Origin of the sequence: Microlunatus parietis, from assembly GCF_013407955.1 — a bacterium.
Lineage (GTDB): Bacteria > Actinomycetota > Actinomycetes > Propionibacteriales > Propionibacteriaceae > Microlunatus > Microlunatus parietis.
In genome coordinates, this window is record NZ_JACCBU010000001.1 from 6,558,579 (window position 1) to 6,573,758 (window position 15,180).

12 protein-coding genes are annotated in these 15,180 nt (G+C 70.4%); 9 read left to right on the forward strand and 3 right to left on the reverse strand.

The genetic code is table 11. The annotated features are described in order from the left end of the window. Positions 1-79: 79 nt before the first annotated feature. Positions 80-853: a M56 family metallopeptidase gene (locus BKA15_RS31545; protein ID WP_179757618.1), complete on the reverse strand. Its 774-nt coding sequence runs from the start codon at positions 851-853 to the stop codon at positions 80-82. Next, the gene (locus tag BKA15_RS31550) at positions 850-1,224 is read right to left on the reverse strand and encodes a BlaI/MecI/CopY family transcriptional regulator (RefSeq protein WP_179757619.1); all 375 of its coding nucleotides are present in this window, start codon (positions 1,222-1,224) and stop codon (positions 850-852) included. Before BKA15_RS31550 ends, BKA15_RS31545 begins: the two co-directional genes overlap by 4 nt. A gap of 49 nt (positions 1,225-1,273) precedes the next feature. Here BKA15_RS31550 and BKA15_RS31555 point away from each other — a divergent pair, with 49 nt between their 5' ends. From BKA15_RS31555 to BKA15_RS31590, 8 genes are all read left to right on the forward strand, one after another. Then, positions 1,274-3,271, forward strand: a complete 1,998-nt coding sequence (locus BKA15_RS31555) for a cytochrome c oxidase assembly protein (protein ID WP_179757620.1) — start codon at positions 1,274-1,276, stop codon at positions 3,269-3,271. Further along, complete coding sequence (locus BKA15_RS31560) at positions 3,258-5,519, forward strand: heavy metal translocating P-type ATPase (RefSeq protein ID WP_179757621.1); 2,262 nt, start codon at positions 3,258-3,260, stop codon at positions 5,517-5,519. The genes BKA15_RS31555 and BKA15_RS31560 overlap by 14 nt, the downstream gene beginning before the upstream one ends. Next, entirely contained in the window at positions 5,516-6,037 is a 522-nt protein-coding gene (locus BKA15_RS31565; RefSeq protein WP_179757622.1) for a DUF5134 domain-containing protein, read from the forward strand. Before BKA15_RS31560 ends, BKA15_RS31565 begins: the two co-directional genes overlap by 4 nt. 66 nt (positions 6,038-6,103) lie before the next feature. After that, positions 6,104-6,772 (forward strand): YcnI family copper-binding membrane protein, encoded by a 669-nt coding sequence (locus tag BKA15_RS31570; RefSeq protein ID WP_179757623.1) that lies wholly within the window; start codon positions 6,104-6,106, stop codon positions 6,770-6,772. Between the two features lie 59 nt (positions 6,773-6,831). After that, positions 6,832-8,394 (forward strand): copper resistance CopC/CopD family protein, encoded by a 1,563-nt coding sequence (locus BKA15_RS31575; protein ID WP_179757624.1) that lies wholly within the window; start codon positions 6,832-6,834, stop codon positions 8,392-8,394. A gap of 98 nt (positions 8,395-8,492) precedes the next feature. Then, the gene (locus tag BKA15_RS31580; protein ID WP_179757625.1) at positions 8,493-9,263 is read left to right on the forward strand and encodes a DsbA family protein; all 771 of its coding nucleotides are present in this window, start codon (positions 8,493-8,495) and stop codon (positions 9,261-9,263) included. Positions 9,264-9,274: 11 nt separating this feature from the next. Next, positions 9,275-9,910: a vitamin K epoxide reductase family protein gene (locus BKA15_RS31585; RefSeq protein ID WP_179757626.1), complete on the forward strand. Its 636-nt coding sequence runs from the start codon at positions 9,275-9,277 to the stop codon at positions 9,908-9,910. A 138-nt stretch (positions 9,911-10,048) separates the two neighbouring features. Continuing rightward, positions 10,049-11,683: a hypothetical protein gene (locus BKA15_RS31590; protein WP_179757627.1), complete on the forward strand. Its 1,635-nt coding sequence runs from the start codon at positions 10,049-10,051 to the stop codon at positions 11,681-11,683. A gap of 1,056 nt (positions 11,684-12,739) precedes the next feature. Here the strand turns inward: BKA15_RS31590 and BKA15_RS31595 are convergent. Continuing rightward, the gene (locus BKA15_RS31595; RefSeq protein ID WP_179757628.1) at positions 12,740-13,882 is read right to left on the reverse strand and encodes an ROK family transcriptional regulator; all 1,143 of its coding nucleotides are present in this window, start codon (positions 13,880-13,882) and stop codon (positions 12,740-12,742) included. A 107-nt stretch (positions 13,883-13,989) separates the two neighbouring features. On the opposite strand from BKA15_RS31595, the gene xylA reads away from it, so the two are divergent. Then, complete coding sequence (gene xylA / locus BKA15_RS31600; protein WP_179757629.1) at positions 13,990-15,180, forward strand: xylose isomerase; 1,191 nt, start codon at positions 13,990-13,992, stop codon at positions 15,178-15,180.

Sequence of the window (15,180 nt, forward strand, 5' to 3'; positions counted from 1 at the left end):
AGGATCGACCGGTCACTTACGCAGCGACACGCCGCCAGAACCGCTGCTTTTGTGACCGGTCGGCGGGTCTTTATTGGCGTCAGGCGGGGAGGAGGCGTTGGGCGCGGAGGTGGAACAGGTGGTCGTCGCCGGTGGACAGCTTGGCCAGGGCGGAGGCGGTGATGCCGGCTCCGCAGTGGCGGGCGGCGGCGTCGTCGGCGATCAGCTCGGTCAGCAGCAGGGTGGCGCGGTGCAGTTCCCGGGAGGCGATCAGGGTGGGCAGGCAGGCGCAGCTGAGGGCGGCGAGGCGGGTGGCCAGGTCGTGCCTGCCGCGCAGGTGGGCTCGCTCGTGCTCGATCACGGCGCGCACCTCGGCCGGGGAGAGCCGGTCGGCGAGCCCGGAACTGACCACGATCTCCGCGGTACGGCCGCGCAGGCCGCAGGCGAGCGGGCGGGGCGAGTTGATGTAGTGCACGGAAAGCCCGGCGATCGTCTCCTGCCGGTAGCCGGCCGTGCTGATCAGCCGGGCGAAGTCGGCCCGCAGCTTCCGCTCGGCGATGATCATGGCGCCGAGCTTCGTACCCACAACGCTGAGCAGGCCGCCGGCCAGCCCGAGCGAGATCCAGGCGAGCACGGTGCCGCCGGTCGGGACGAGCCAGTCCTCCCGGCTCGCGGCCAGATGGGCCTCGATGCCGTACGTGATCGCGAGGCCGATCGCCGCGGCCGCCGACACCAGCCCGGACAGGAACAGCGCGAACCAGAGCCACAGGCAGAGCCGCGGCCGGTCGATCCGCCAGTGCCCGCGGCCCAGCAGCAGCGGCGCCAGGAACATCGTCAGCAGCGTGTACGCGACCAGCGCCGCGACCAGGATCATGACCGAGCGCCCCGCTTCCGGCGGGCCTCCAGGGCCCGTCGCAGCGTGTCCGCGTCGCGGGCGTCGAGGTTGCCGGCCAGCTGGACCAATGCGGCCGCCCGGTCCTCCGTCGCGGTGAGCGAAGTGAGCATCTTCTCCACCGCGTCCTCGGATTCCGACTTCGCGGCGGTGAACCGGTAGGTCGATCCGGTGGTCTCCTCGCGGAGCACCCGGCCCTTGGTCCGGAGCCGTTCCAGGATCGTCAGGACGGTGGTGATGGCCGGCGTCGGATCGCCGATCGCAGCCTGGATCTCGCGCGCGGTCAACGGCCTGTCGTGCCGCCACAACGCGGCCATGACCTTCGCCTCGAGTTCGCCCCGGTCCCGGACCATGCCACTCCTTCTACAAGTCGTTGAAGCCTAGCGTAGAGTCTCCGGCGAGATGGACGAGACAGACTCCCTGGCCGACGACTCCCGCACCGCCCCCGTCGTTCCGCACCGGCCCACCGCCGTGCGCTCCGTCGTCCTCGTCCTCGCGACGCTGGTCGCCGCCGGCGGAGTGGCGGTCGCCGCGGCCTGGCAGTCGGCCCAGACCAGCCTGCCGGGCCGGGTCGAGGCCGACGTGGTGACCATCGCGATGGGGGCGCTGCTCGGGTTCGTCGCCAGTGTCAGCGCGCTGGTCACGCTGGCCCGGCTGGTCCAGGTGGTCGCCTTCGGCCGCCGGCCCGCGCGCGAGTCCGGCCACCGGCTGTCGGCCGACCAGCTGGACGTCCTCACCTCCGCCAGCCGCTGGTCCCTGAACTGGGCGGTGGCCGCCCTCGCCGCCGTACCGTTTAGTGCGGCGATCAGCACCGGCGTGCCGGTCGCCTACTTCCTCTACTCGCCGGGCGACTTCCTCACCGCGAACCAGTCGTCGCAGGCCTGGCTGCTGACCTCGCTGATCGCGTTCCTGGTGGCGATCCTGACCCGGTTCGTCGGCAGCTGGCCGTCGGTCGCGGTGCTGGCCGGCCTGGTCGCCTTCGCCGGGCTGCCGCCGGTGCTCACCAACCAGGTCTCGGTGGGCGCCGGCCATGACCTGGCCACCGACGCGGCAACGATCTTCACCCTCGCCTCGTCGGCCTGGTTCGCGATCACCTGGGCCGCCGGCGAGTCCTGGCGGGAATCGACCGTCATCGCCCGCTACCGGCTCGTCGCCGGGATCGCCCTGCTACTCAGCCTGGCCACCCGGGTCGGCATCGCGGCCTTCGAGCTCGTCGACGAACTCCCCTGGCAGTCCGGTTACGGGACGGTGCTCGCCGGCCTGTTCGCGTTGCTGATCATCGTGGCCGCGCTCTGGCTGGTCCGGCTCCGGACGGCGATCACCCCGCGCTGGGATCCGGTCCTGATGATCTTCGTGCTCGGCGCTCAGGCGGCGCTGACCGCGATGATCCCGCCGCGCTACTGGTGGCCGCAGTCGGCTCAGGAGAACTACCTCGGCTTCGAAGTCCCGAACCCGCCGCAGATCGCCGAGATGCTGCTCCCGGGCCGGCCGAACCTGTTGTTCGCGGCAGCAGCCGTCGCCGCGATCGGCCTGTACGGTTGGGGATTCCTGCGACTGCGCCGACGCGGTGATCACTGGCCGGTGCACCGGATGATCACCTGGACGCTGGCCTGGCTGATCGTGCTCGTGGTCACCACGAGCCGGGTCTGGATGTACTCGTCGGCCATGTTCAGCTGGCACATGGCCGTGCACATGACGTTCAACATGCTGGTCCCGGTGCTGATCGTGCTGTCCGGCCCGATCACCCTGCTGCAGCGGGCCGCCCGGGTGTCCCGGCCCGGCGAGCCGTACCGGATCCGGGACGCGGTGAACGCGTTCCTGCAACTGCGGCCGACCCGGTTGATCACGCACCCGCTGGTGGTCTGGGTGATCTTCATCGGCTCGTTCTACGCGCTCTACTTCTCCGGGTTGTTCGACACCGCGATGAAGTACCACTGGGCGCACCAGCTGATGACGCTGCACTTCCTGATCATCGGCTGCCTGTTCTACGGGCTGGCCGTAGGCGTGGACGCGCCGCCGCGACCGATCCCGCACGTGGCCAAGCTCGGCTTCGTCTTCGCCGCGATGCCGTTCCACGCCTTCTTCGCGGTGGCCGTGCTGTCCGGCGGATCGATCATCGGCGAGAACTTCTACACCTCGCTGGACCTGGCCTGGCCGCACGATCTCGCCGCCGATCAGCAGGTCGGTGGCCAGATCGCCTGGGCCACCGGCGAGCTGCCGTTGTTGATCATCATCGTCGCGCTGGTCGCCCAGTGGTTCCGGTCCGACCAGCGGGAAGCCCGGCGCAAGGACCGGACGGTCCGCGGGCGGGACGACGAACTGGACGCGTACAACACGATGCTGGCCGAACTCGCCCGGCGCGAATCCGATCGGGAGGTCGTACGCGATGACCGGCACTGAGTTGATCAACAACGGTACGGCCACCGAAGGGACCGACCGGATCGAGCTCGAGATCGGCGGGATGACCTGCGCCGCCTGCGCCACCCGGATCGAGAAGAAGCTGAACCGGCTCGACGGTGCGACAGCGATCGTCAACTATGCGACCGAGCGGGCCGTGGTCACCGGGCTCACCGCGGACCGGGCGCCGGACGTCGTCGACGCGGTACGGAAGGCGGGCTACACCGCCGACGTCATCCCGGCCGACACCGGCGCCGACCGGTACGAGAGCAGCCGGCCGGACCGGGTCGGCATGCTGCGCCGCCGGCTGGCCGTCGCGGCCATCCTCACTCTGCCGCTGGGCAACCTCACCATCGCCCTGGCGCTGGTGCCCGGGCTGCGCTTCCCGTACTGGGAATGGCTGTGCGTGCTGATCGCGATCCCGGTGGTGTTCTGGTGCGCCTGGCCGTTCCACCGGGCCACCCTGCGCAACCTGGCGCACCGCTCGTTCAGCATGGACACGCTGGTCTCGCTCGGCGTGTTGTCGGCGTTCGGCTGGTCGGTGGTTTCCTTGATCACCGGGTCGCCCGATGACCGCGGCTATTGGCTCGGGTACGGGATCACGCCGGCCGGCGCCGATTCGATCTATCTCGAGGTTGCCGCCGCAGTCACCACGTTCCTGCTCACCGGCCGCTATTTCGAGGCGCGGGCCCGGCGGTCCGCCGCGGACGTGCTGGGTGCGCTGAACCGGCTGGCGGCGAACCGGGTCCGGGTGGTCCGCGACGGCGAGGAACGGGTGATTGACGTCGCCGAGCTCCGGGTCGGCGAGACGTTCGCCGTGCGTCCGGGGGAGACCATCGCCGCCGACGGTACGGTGCTCGACGGCGCCTCCTCGATCGAGGTGTCGATGATGACCGGCGAGCCGCTGCCGGTGGAGGCGACCGCCGGCTCGACGGTGCTGGGCGGCACGATCAACCTGACCGGCCGGATGTTGATCAAGGCCGACCGGGTGGGGGAGCAGACCCAGCTGGCCCAGATGGCGGTGCTGGCCGAGCAGGCGCAGGCCCGCAAGGCGCGGGTGCAGCGGCTGGTGGACCGAGTCGTCGCCGTGTTCGTCCCAGCGGTGTTGATCATCGCGGCGTTGACGCTGGCCGGCTGGTTGATCACGGGCTCGGGTGTCCGGGAGGCGGCCAGCGCCGCGATCTCGGTGTTGATCATCGCCTGTCCGTGCGCGCTCGGACTGGCCACGCCGACCGCGCTGATGGTCGGCGTCGGCCGGGCCGGCCAGCTGGGCATCGTGATCAAGGGACCGGACGCGCTGGAGGCCAGTGGCGAGATCGACACCGTGGTGCTGGACAAGACCGGCACGCTGACCGAGGGATCGGTCGCCGTCCGTTCGGTACGGATCGTCGGCGACCTCGCCGAGCCGGACGTGGTCCGGCTGGCCGCCGCCACCGAACGGCACTCCGAGCATCCGGTCGGGGCCGCGATCGCGGCGCTGGCCGATCCCGACGCACCGGAGCCGGCGGTGACCGACTTCGCCGCCGAACCGGGCCTGGGCGCCCGGGCGGCGGTGGACGGACGGCGGGTGGTGATCGGCAACGCCAAGCTGATGGAACGGTCCGGGATCGCGGTGCCCGAGGCGGCCGGCGAGGCGCTGGCGACGGCCGAGTCCGAGGGACAGACGGCCGTCCTGGTCGCGGTCGACGACGCGGTGGTCGCGGTGCTCGGGCTCGCCGACACGCTCCGCGACTCGGCCGCCGAGGCGGTCGCCGAACTCCGCCGGCTCGGCCTGACCACGGTGCTGCTGACCGGCGACAACGAGCGCGCGGCCAACGCCGTCGGCACGGCGATCGGCGTCGACGCGGTGATCGCGGACGTGCTGCCGACCCAGAAGGCGGCCGCCATCGAGTCCCTGCAGGCCGGCGGCGCGAAGGTCGCCATGGTCGGCGACGGGATCAACGACGCCACCGCGCTGGCCACGGCCGACCTCGGGCTGGCCGTGATCAACGGCACCGACATCGCGCTCCGGTCGGCGGACCTGATCCTGGTCCGGCGCCACCTCGGCGTGATCCCGGACGCGATCGAGCTGTCCCGGCGCACGCTGAAGACGATCCGGGGCAACCTGATCTGGGCCTTCGGCTACAACATCGCCGCCATTCCCTTGGCCGCCGCGGGCTGGCTGAACCCGTTGATCGCCGGCGTCGCGATGTCGCTGTCGTCGATCTTCGTGGTCACCAACAGCCTGCGCCTGCGCAACTTCCGATCATGATCGACGCCTGGGCGATCACCGTGATCTCCGTGGCCGTGGCGGCCTACGGGGTGCTCCGGCTGCTCCGTCCGTGGGGCTGCGCGGGCCGCACCGGGGTGATCTCCCAGCTGCTGCACGTGATCATGGCCGTGGCCATGATCGCCATGGTCTGGCTGCCCCAGCCGGCCTGGTCGGGCTGGCTGCAGCTGACCGGGTTCGCGCTGGCCGGCGTCTGGTATCTCCTGCCCCGGGTCCGGTGCAGCGGCGACCGGGAGACCTGGCCGACCCACGCGGTGATGATGTTCGGGATGTCCTGGATGTCCCTCGTCATGATCATCCGCCCGCCGGGGCCGATCGCCTCGCTGGCCGGGATCGCCGTCCTGGTGGCGTTCCTGGCGGTCGGCAGTCGCCAGGCCGTCGCCCTCGCGGGACCGCTGGTCCGGCGGCACGGGCGGCGGGTCGCCGACCGGTCCGCGACCGTTGCGATGGTGCTCGGCATGATCATCATGACCGTACCCATGCTTGCCGTGTCGACCTGAGCGCAGATCGATTCTACAAGTTGTAGAATCATCGGCGTTCGGACCAGCGAAACGAGGAAGACCGTGATGCGACCTGTTGTCCCCGCCGTGATCGGCGGATTCCTGCTCCTGCTGCTCGGCGCGACACCGGCCGGCGCCCATGTCTCGGTCAGTGCCGAGCGCGCCGTCGCGGGGGAGTACGCCGTGCTGACGTTCGCCGTACCCCATGGTTGTGAAGGTTCGCCGACGACCAAGATCGCGATCAAGATCCCGGAGTCGATCACCACGACCAAGCCCACCGTCGTCGCCGACTGGAAGGCCGAGGTGGTCCGGGCCAAGGTGGCCGAGCCGAGGACCGACAGCCACGGGAACACCGTCACGGAGCGGGTCGACCAGGTCGTCTACACCGCCGAGCAGCCGCTGCCCGACGAACTCCGGCAGACGTTCCAGGTCCAGGTCAAGCTGCCCGACGACGCGGCCGGCACGACGCTCGCGTTCCCGACCGTGCAGACCTGCACCGAGGGCGAGACGGCCTGGATCCAGGTGCCCGCCGCCGGGCAGGACCCGGACACTCTGGAGACGCCCGCCCCGGCCCTCGAGGTGACCGGCCCGGAACCGGCCGCCGCACCGGAGTCGGCTGAGAACCGTGACTCGTCGTCGCTCGCCTGGACCGGCCCGGCCGGACTGGTGGCCGGTCTGCTCGGGCTCGCGGCCGGCGGCTACGCCCTGATCAGGACCAGGCGGTCGTCGTCCTGACCGTTCTCCGCCGCGCGCCCCTCCGTTGGCTGAGCGCGCTCCTGCTGGCCGGGGTCAGTGTGATCGTCACCGCAACGCCGGCGGCGGCGCATGCCCGGCTGCTCGGCACCGACCCGGCCGAGGACGCCGTCGTCGCGACCCGGCCGGAGGCGGTCCGGCTGACCTTCGACCAGCCGGTCCGCCCGATCGACGGCGGGACCGTGCTGTACGCGGCGGACCGGCCGCCCCGGACGCTGCCCGCGACGGCCGACGGCAACGAGCTCCGGGTCGCCCTGCCCGGAGACCTCGGGCCCGGCACCTATCTGCTCGGCTGGCGGGCCGGTTCGCAGGACTCGCACCCGATCTCCGGCGTACTCGAGTTCTCCATCGGACACCGCGGCCCGCCGCCGGCCGGACCCCAGGCTGACCCGGCCGCCGTCGCCGAGCCGTTCCGGATCGCCGCCCAGGCCGCCGCGTACCTCGGGCTGCTCCTCGCGATCGGCCTCGCCGTCTTCGACCTCATCGCCACGACGCTGCTGCGCCGGGACGGCGGGCCCCACCGCACCGGGGAGGCCAGACTGCGGCACCGGCTCGAGTTCGGCGGTGGTGCCCTCGGCCTGGCCGGCTGGATCGGTGTCGCCGTGATCACGGGTCGCACCGGTGCGCCGCTGGTGCCCGCCCTCGGCTCCGTCCTGCTCGCGGCCGCCGGGCTCGGCCTGCTCGCCGTCGCTCCGGACCGGAGCAGCCGGGCCGGCCGGCTGCTGGTCGGCGCCGGTGCCGTCGTGGCCGCCGCCGCCGCGCTGCCGCTGGGTCACGGCGCAGCCAAGGGCCCTGTCTGGCTGATGCTGCCGGCCGACCTGCTGCACATCCTCACCGGCGCCCTCTGGCTCGGCGGCCTGGCTGGGCTGGTGATCCTGCTCGGCTCCGCCCGGCTCCGCTCGCCGGCGGTCTCCGCCGCGCTGTCGTACGCGAAAGTGCTGGACCGGTTCTCGATCCTCGCCGCGGCCGCGCTGGTGCTGCTGGCGGCCACCGGCGTCGTGCAGACGCTGCTGATCCTGCCCGAGCCGCGGTCGCTGATCGACACCGGTTATGGCCGGGTGCTGCTGGTCAAGATCGGGCTGACCGCCGTCGCGGCCGCCCTCGCCGCCGGCCACCACTACCGGATGCTGCCCCGGATCCGGGAGGCCCGGACCGGGACCGCGGCCCTCCGCCGGCTGCGGCGCGGCGCGCTCAACGAGGCGGCGATCCTCGTCCTCGCGGTGATCACCGCGGGCGTCCTGGTCGGGCTCAGTCCGGTGCCGGCCGCGCCCCGTCCGCCGGTACGGGACTTCACCGTTCATCTCGATCTGATCACGGTCCGCGGACACATCGATCCTGGGCGGGTCGGCGGGAACGTGGTCGAACTGACGATCGTTGACCGCGCGGGGCGTCAAACCCGGACCGTCGAGAATCCTCGACTCCGGGCCATCCATCGGGCATCCGGATTGGGACCGATTGACGGTACGACCTCGCCGGCCGCGGCGGGGTCGTACCGCGCTTCCCTCGACCTCCCGCTCGCCGGGACCTGGCGGTTCGAGATCTCCGCCCGGACCTCCACCTTCGCGGAGCCAGTGGCCGCCGTCGACGTCGAGATCGCCCCATGACACAGGAACTCACAGGTTGGCCGTGCGCCGGAGCCGGCGGGGCCACGGCCGCGGCATTGTTAGGCTTCGAGCGTACGAAGACGAAAGGTTGACATCAGATGGCGTCGGTGAAGGCGAAGTCACAGTCCGGGGGGTCCAAGAAGTCCGCCCGCGAACTGGCCAAGGCGCAGGCCGCCGCGGCTCAGAAGCGCGGTCGGCTGACCCAGATCATCGTGATCGCCGCCGTCGCCCTGGTGGTGATCGGCATCATCGGCTCGGCCGTGATCATCTCCGTGGTGACCCAGAACGACCGACGGCCGAGCGCCAACACCACGATCACGGTGGCCGGACGGGAGCTCCCGCTTATCGTCGACGGGACCGCGATCCGGATCGGGCCGGCCGACGCCAAGGTCACCATCGACATGTATTACGACTACTCGTGCCCGCACTGCAAGGAGTACGACGCCGCCACCGCGAAGACGTACGAGCAGTTGCTGGGCGAGGGGAATCTCGCGATCAACTTCCGCCCGATCCAGTTCCAGTCGCAGTACGGCCAGACCGCGGGCAACGCCAGCGCCGCCGTCGTCGCGTACCAGCCGGCCGACTGGCTGGCCTTCCACTCGGCCCTGTTCGTCAACCACACCGAGCAGACCGACATCTGGCAGAACGCCGACTTCAAGGCCTTCGCCGAGCAGAACGGCGTGACCAATCCCGAAGCGCTGAAGGCGATCGAGGACGGCAAGTACAGTTCCTGGATCACCGGCAACACCGGTGAGGCGGTCAAGGCCGGTGTCCAGGGCACCCCGACCGTCATCATCAACGGCGAGAAGTCGGAACTGCTGGTCGGGCAGCAGCTGATCGACAAGGTGCATCAGTTGGCCGGAGCCTGATCATGGTCGCGGTGAGTTCGCCCGAGACCGGCCAGGCCGAAGAGACGGCCGGGGGCCGGTCGCTGGCGTACCCGCTGCTGTTGATCATCGCCGGCGCGCTGGGCTTCATCGCCTCGATGGCGCTGACCATCGAGCGGCTGCACCTGCTGGAGGACCCGGAAGCCAGGCTGTTTTGCGACGTCAACCCGTTCGTCGCCTGCGGTCCCGTGATGACCTCCGCGGCCGGCTCGCTGTTCGGCTTTCCCAACCCACTGCTCGGGATCGGCGGCTTCGCGGTCGTGATCACCCTCGGCGCGGGCCTGCTGGCCGGCGCCCGGTTCGCGCCCTGGTACCGGATCAGCTTCGCTGTGGGTACGGTGCTCGCCGGCGTCTTCATCACCTGGCTGCAGACCCAGAGCCTGTACGTGATCGGCAAGCTCTGCCCCTGGTGCATGCTGGTCTGGCTGGTCACCATCCCGATCGTCGCCACCACGGTCGTCCGTACCCTGGCCGACGGGTCGCTGGGGGACAAGGCCCAGGCGATCGGGCAGCGGCTCGACGCCTTCAAGATCACGATCATCGCGGTCTGGTACCTGCTCGTGATCGCCGCGATCGGCCTCCGCTTCTACCGCGAGTTCGCCCTCTACTTCTTCCATATCGCCCTCTGAGCCCAAAGTTCGGGCACGGTTCCGCCGACCGGGCGGACCGGGCGCGTTGGGTGTCCCTTGACCTCGGACGACTGTTCCTCCTACGATCGTGCAATCGATTGCACGATTCCTGAGTGAGCGTGCGAGGAGGGCCTCCCGATGAAGCCGAGACCACCCGTCACCTTGATCACCGCCGCCGTGCTGCTGTCGGCCATGATCACGATCGCGCCGGCCGCGCACGCGGAGACGCCAGGCCGCACCTTCTACGTCGACGCCGGGGGCGGCTCCGACGACGCGTCCGGCCGGAATCCCCGGGCCGCCTGGGCGACCACCGAGCGGGTGAACGAGGCCACCTTCCGGCCGGGTGACCGGGTGCTGTTCCGGGCCGGCGACACCTGGTCCGGCAACATCGTCATCGACGACTCCGGCCGGGCGGACGCCCCGATCGTCGTCGGGGCGTACGGGAACGGCCCGCGACCGCGGATCGACGGATCGTTCGCCGCGGACGCCGAGCTGGCCGCGACCGTTCTGATCCACAACGCCGAGCACGTTCAGGTGCGCGATCTCGAACTCACCAACGACGCCGACGACCAGGGCCTGCGGAACGGACTGCTGGTCGCCGTCGACGAACCCGCCCAGCCCGTCTACTCGGGCTATCTGATCGACAATCTCCACATCCACGACGTCGCCGGCCTGATCGTCCCCGACGGCAACGACGGCAAGCGTTCGGGCGGCATCGGCTTCGCGCTCGACGGCCGGCAGCACACGGACGGCTCGTGGCGGATCGGCCGGTTCGACAAGATCACGATCACCGACAACGTGATCGAACATGTCGACCAGACGGGCCTGTGGCTGGACAGCAACTTGCGCAACAAGGAGTTGACCCCCGGCACCGATGATGTCTACCGCGGCTACACCTGGGAGCAGGTGGCCTGGACCGGTGTCGAGATCGGCTGGAATCGGATCCTGGACACGGGGAAGAACGGCGTGATCATCCGGATGGCCGACGGCGGATCGTTCCACCACAACGAGGTCGGCTACACCAGCGACCGGGTCGCCTCGGGCAACTCCGTCTTCACCGTCAGCGTGCACCGCTTCGTCGTCGAATGGAACGAGGTTCACCACAACCTGTCCCACGACGCGATGGACGGCGCCGCGCTCGACCCCGACCTCGACTCCCCGCGCACCGTGTGGCGCTACAACTACAGCCACGACAACAACTACGGGCTGATCACGCTGTGCACCCGGCCGACCGACGCCGGGATCGAGGTCACCCGCAACCTCGAGATCGGCGGCAAGGGCCGGCTGCTCAACATCAACTACGGCTTCACCGGCGTCACGTTCGACCGCAACGCGCTGTGGGCCCGGCCGGTTCCCGACGTCGAGTATCCGGACACCCATCCCGACTACGTCAATCCCGACCGGGAGATCGCCGGCGGCTATCCGCAGCTGATCTGGGAGACCCACGAGCGATCGGGTACGAACTTCGAGGCCGAACAGACCTACCAGTTCACCAGGAACGCCTTCTACAACGAAGCCGAGACCGCGACCTTCTACCTGAATCCGAACGACGAGACCTCCCGGCGCACGACGAACCGGACCCATCGGGACAACGTGTTCTACGGCCTCTGGCCGGGCGACGGTTCCGGTGATCCGATCGCCCAAGGATTCGACCGCCGCGGCGCGACGCCACCCCGGCACTGGATCGCGAACACGATCGGCGACCAGGCCTACGCCTTCTGGCGCCCATCGATCGAGGGCCGGCCCAACCCCCGCGTGGGACCGCGTTCGTGACCGGTCCCGGGAGCAGCGGCGGAATCGTCCACGCTCAGCGGCCGCCGAGGCCCGGAAGGGCGACCGTTTCGGTATCCGCGACCCTTGCCCTGATCCGCGACTGTTGTACCGGTCGCGGATGCGTGTAACGGTCGCGGGTGGTTCCGGGCGAGGTCGGCATCCGCGTGGGGCTGGGTTCGCGGTCGGTCCGGGGGCCCGAGGGCCCGGACGGCGGCTACCGCTCGCCGCCGCCAGGAATCCGCGCTTGGCCGCGACTGTTCGTAGCATCCGCGACCGACGCACGAGTCGCGGATGCGTGTAACGGTCGCGGACGGGTTCTGAGCGGGCGGTGATCTCGGGGCGATCGTCACGCCGGAGGGTCTGGGTGCGTGATCAAGGTTCGAAGATCAACTCGGCCGGGCCGATCATCGGTGGGGTCGCGGCCGAGGGTGGCTCGGCGGAGGCCGGACCTGGTCGCCGGTCGCGACCTCAAGGCCCACGCAGCCACGGATCGTGATCCGCGCGTTCCCCTCCGCCGCGACCGGATCTCGGGCTGAGGGCGGCGAAGGCGTAGCGGGCGATCGCCGGCGAAGCCGGACCCTCGGCGCAGCGGTGGCCCTCGATCACTACGCCGCCGCCGGTGCTTTCGGCACGCGTCAGCGGCACCGGGGCCGGTGACACAAATCTGCAGCGCAACAGCTACGGTAACCGGTTTCTCGGCTTTCGAGGGCCGTTGCGTTGCAGATTTGTGTCACGCGCGGCTGCGGGGGCACCGATCGGCCAGATCACGGCGACGGGAACGGATCGGGATCTTGGTCGCTGTCGTCCGTCTTGCCCTTCGCCTCCGCGTAGCCTGCGGACGGCAGCACGGCAACAAGTGCGCCACCGCCCGCCAGGACCTCCTCAGCGAAGATCGAATCGGCGCCACGGGCAAGGCAGCTAGTGTCGTGCGTCCCTAGTTCCTGAGCCAGATGTCGGGACTCCTCCAGCGTTGTGAATCGATCCAGTGGCGACATAACGACGCAGATCGTCGAATTCGACGTCGATAACTCACCACTCGACGGAGGGTCTGAGCCCTCACTTGGGGTCGGCGATCAGGGATTCGAAGATCAACTCGGCGGGGCCGATCACCGGGAGGTCGGGGCCGAGGGTGGCTCGGCGGATCTCCGGGGGAGTGCCGAGGGCGGCGAAGGCTTGGCGGGCGATCGCGTCGTCGAGGCGGGCCGGGTCGGCGGCTTGCAGGGAGCCGAGGAAGCCGCCGAGGATGATCAACTCCGGGTCGAACGCGTTGCTGAAGTCGATCATGGCCTGGGCCAGCCAGTCCAGCTGCCGGGTGATCTCCGGCCGGGCCGGTGAATCGTCGGCGAGCAGGCGGCCTTCCAGGTCCTCCGGGGCGGCGTCGGCGAGTCCGAGGGCGGCCAGCAGGCGGTCCCGGGTGACCTCAGTCTCCAGGCAGCCCCGGCGACCGCAGTGGCACCGGGCACCGTCCGGGTTGACAGTCGTGTGGCCGAGTTCGCCGGCGAAGCCGGACCGGCCGCGCAACGGGCGGCCCTCGATCAGCACGCCGCCGCCGATGCCGCTGGCGCTGCCGTTCAGATAGACCACGGACCGGTGCCCGGCGGCCGCGCCGAAGGTCGCCTCGGCGACGGCGGCCAGCCGGGCATCGTTGGCCACCCTGGCCTGGATCGACGTACCTGCAGTGAAAACGTCGGCCACCGGTTGATCGCGCCAGCCGAGGTGCGGGGCCAGCACCACCGTGCCGTCGGCCTCCCGAACCAGGCCCGGCACCCCGACGCCGAGCCCGATCACGCGTGCCCGGGGCGACCTGGCGAGCAGCTTCCGGATCACGCCGTCGGCCACCGTGGCCGCCCGCTCGGGGGTGGGCACCCGCCGGGTCGCCCGCCGCACCCGGGCCCGGACCACTCCGCCGAGGCCGACCAGTCCCACCGTGACCGCGTCGACGTCGGGATTGACCGTGACGGCCAGGACGTCCGGATTCGGCTCGATCCTGGGGCTGGGCCGGCCGACGCCGTCGATCGCCGGCTCCGCCTCGACGACCAGCCCGAGCTGGGCCAGTTCGGCGACCAGGCCGCCGATGGTGGACCGGTTGAGCCGGGTCAGCCGGGTCAGTTCGGCCCGGCTGAGCCCGCGCCGGGTGTGCACCAGCCGGAGCACCGCGGACAGGTTGCGGCGCCGCGAGGAGTCCGTACCCGCTGACATCTCACCGGCCTTCCGTTGACGGCACCCGCCTTCGTTGACGATGATGATTGTGCGCGAATATGTTGCGGAGGGCAACAATTCAAAGATGATCAAGGAGTGTTGAAGTCATGGCAGTCACCCCCACCCCTGCGGACAAGTTCTCATTCGGCCTGTGGACCATCGGCTGGGTCGGCCAGGATCAGTTCGGCGCGCCGTCGCGGGAGCCGCTGGATGTCGTCGAGGCGGTGACCAAGCTGGCCGAGCTCGGCGCGTACGGGCTCACCTTCCACGACAACGACCTGTTCCCGTTCGAGGCCACCGACGCCGAGCGGACCGCCCAGATCGACCGGCTCAAGGTCGTGCTCGCCGACACCGGCGTGGTCGTCCCCATGATCACCACCAACCTGTTCAGCCACCCGGTGTTCAAGGACGGCGGCTTCACCTCGAACGATCGCGCGGTGCGCCGATTCGCGCTGCGCAAGGTGATCCGCAATCTTGATCTTGCTGCCGAGGTCGGCGCCCAGACGTTCGTCATGTGGGGCGGCCGGGAGGGCGGTGAGTACGACCACGCGAAGGACGTCCGGTCAGCGCTGGCCCGCTACCGCGAGGCGGTCAACCTGCTCGCCGACTACGTGACCGATCAGGGGTACGACCTGAAGTTCGCGATCGAGCCGAAGCCGAACGAGCCGCGCGGCGACATCCTGCTGCCGACGGTCGGCCATGCACTGGCGTTCATCGAGACGCTGGACCGGTCCGAACTGTTCGGCGTCAACCCGGAGGTCGGCCACGAGCAGATGGCCGGGCTCAACTTCACCCACGCGATCGCGCAGGCCCTGGACGCCGGCAAGTTGTTCCACATCGACCTGAACGGCCAGCGCAGCATCAAGTACGACCAGGACCTGGTGTTCGGCCACGGCGACCTGCAGAACGCGTTCTCGCTGGTCGACCTGCTGGAGAACGGGGGCCCGGACGGCGGCCCGGCCTACGACGGCCCGCGGCACTTCGACTACAAGCCGAGCCGAACCGAGGACTACGCCGGCGTCTGGGAATCGGCCCGCGCCAACATGGTCACCTACCTGCTGCTGAAGGAACGGGCCAAGGCGTTCCGGGCCGACCCGGAGGTGCAGCAGGCCCTGGCCGACGCCAAGGTCGCGGAGCTGGCGCAGCCGACGCTGAACGAGGGCGAGAGCTACCAGGACCTGGTCGCGGACCGCTCCAGCTACGAGGACTTCGACGCCGCCGGCTACCACAACGCCCGCGGCTTCGGCTTCGTCCGGCTGCAGCAGCTCGCGCTGGAGCACCTGCTCGGCGCCCGCTGA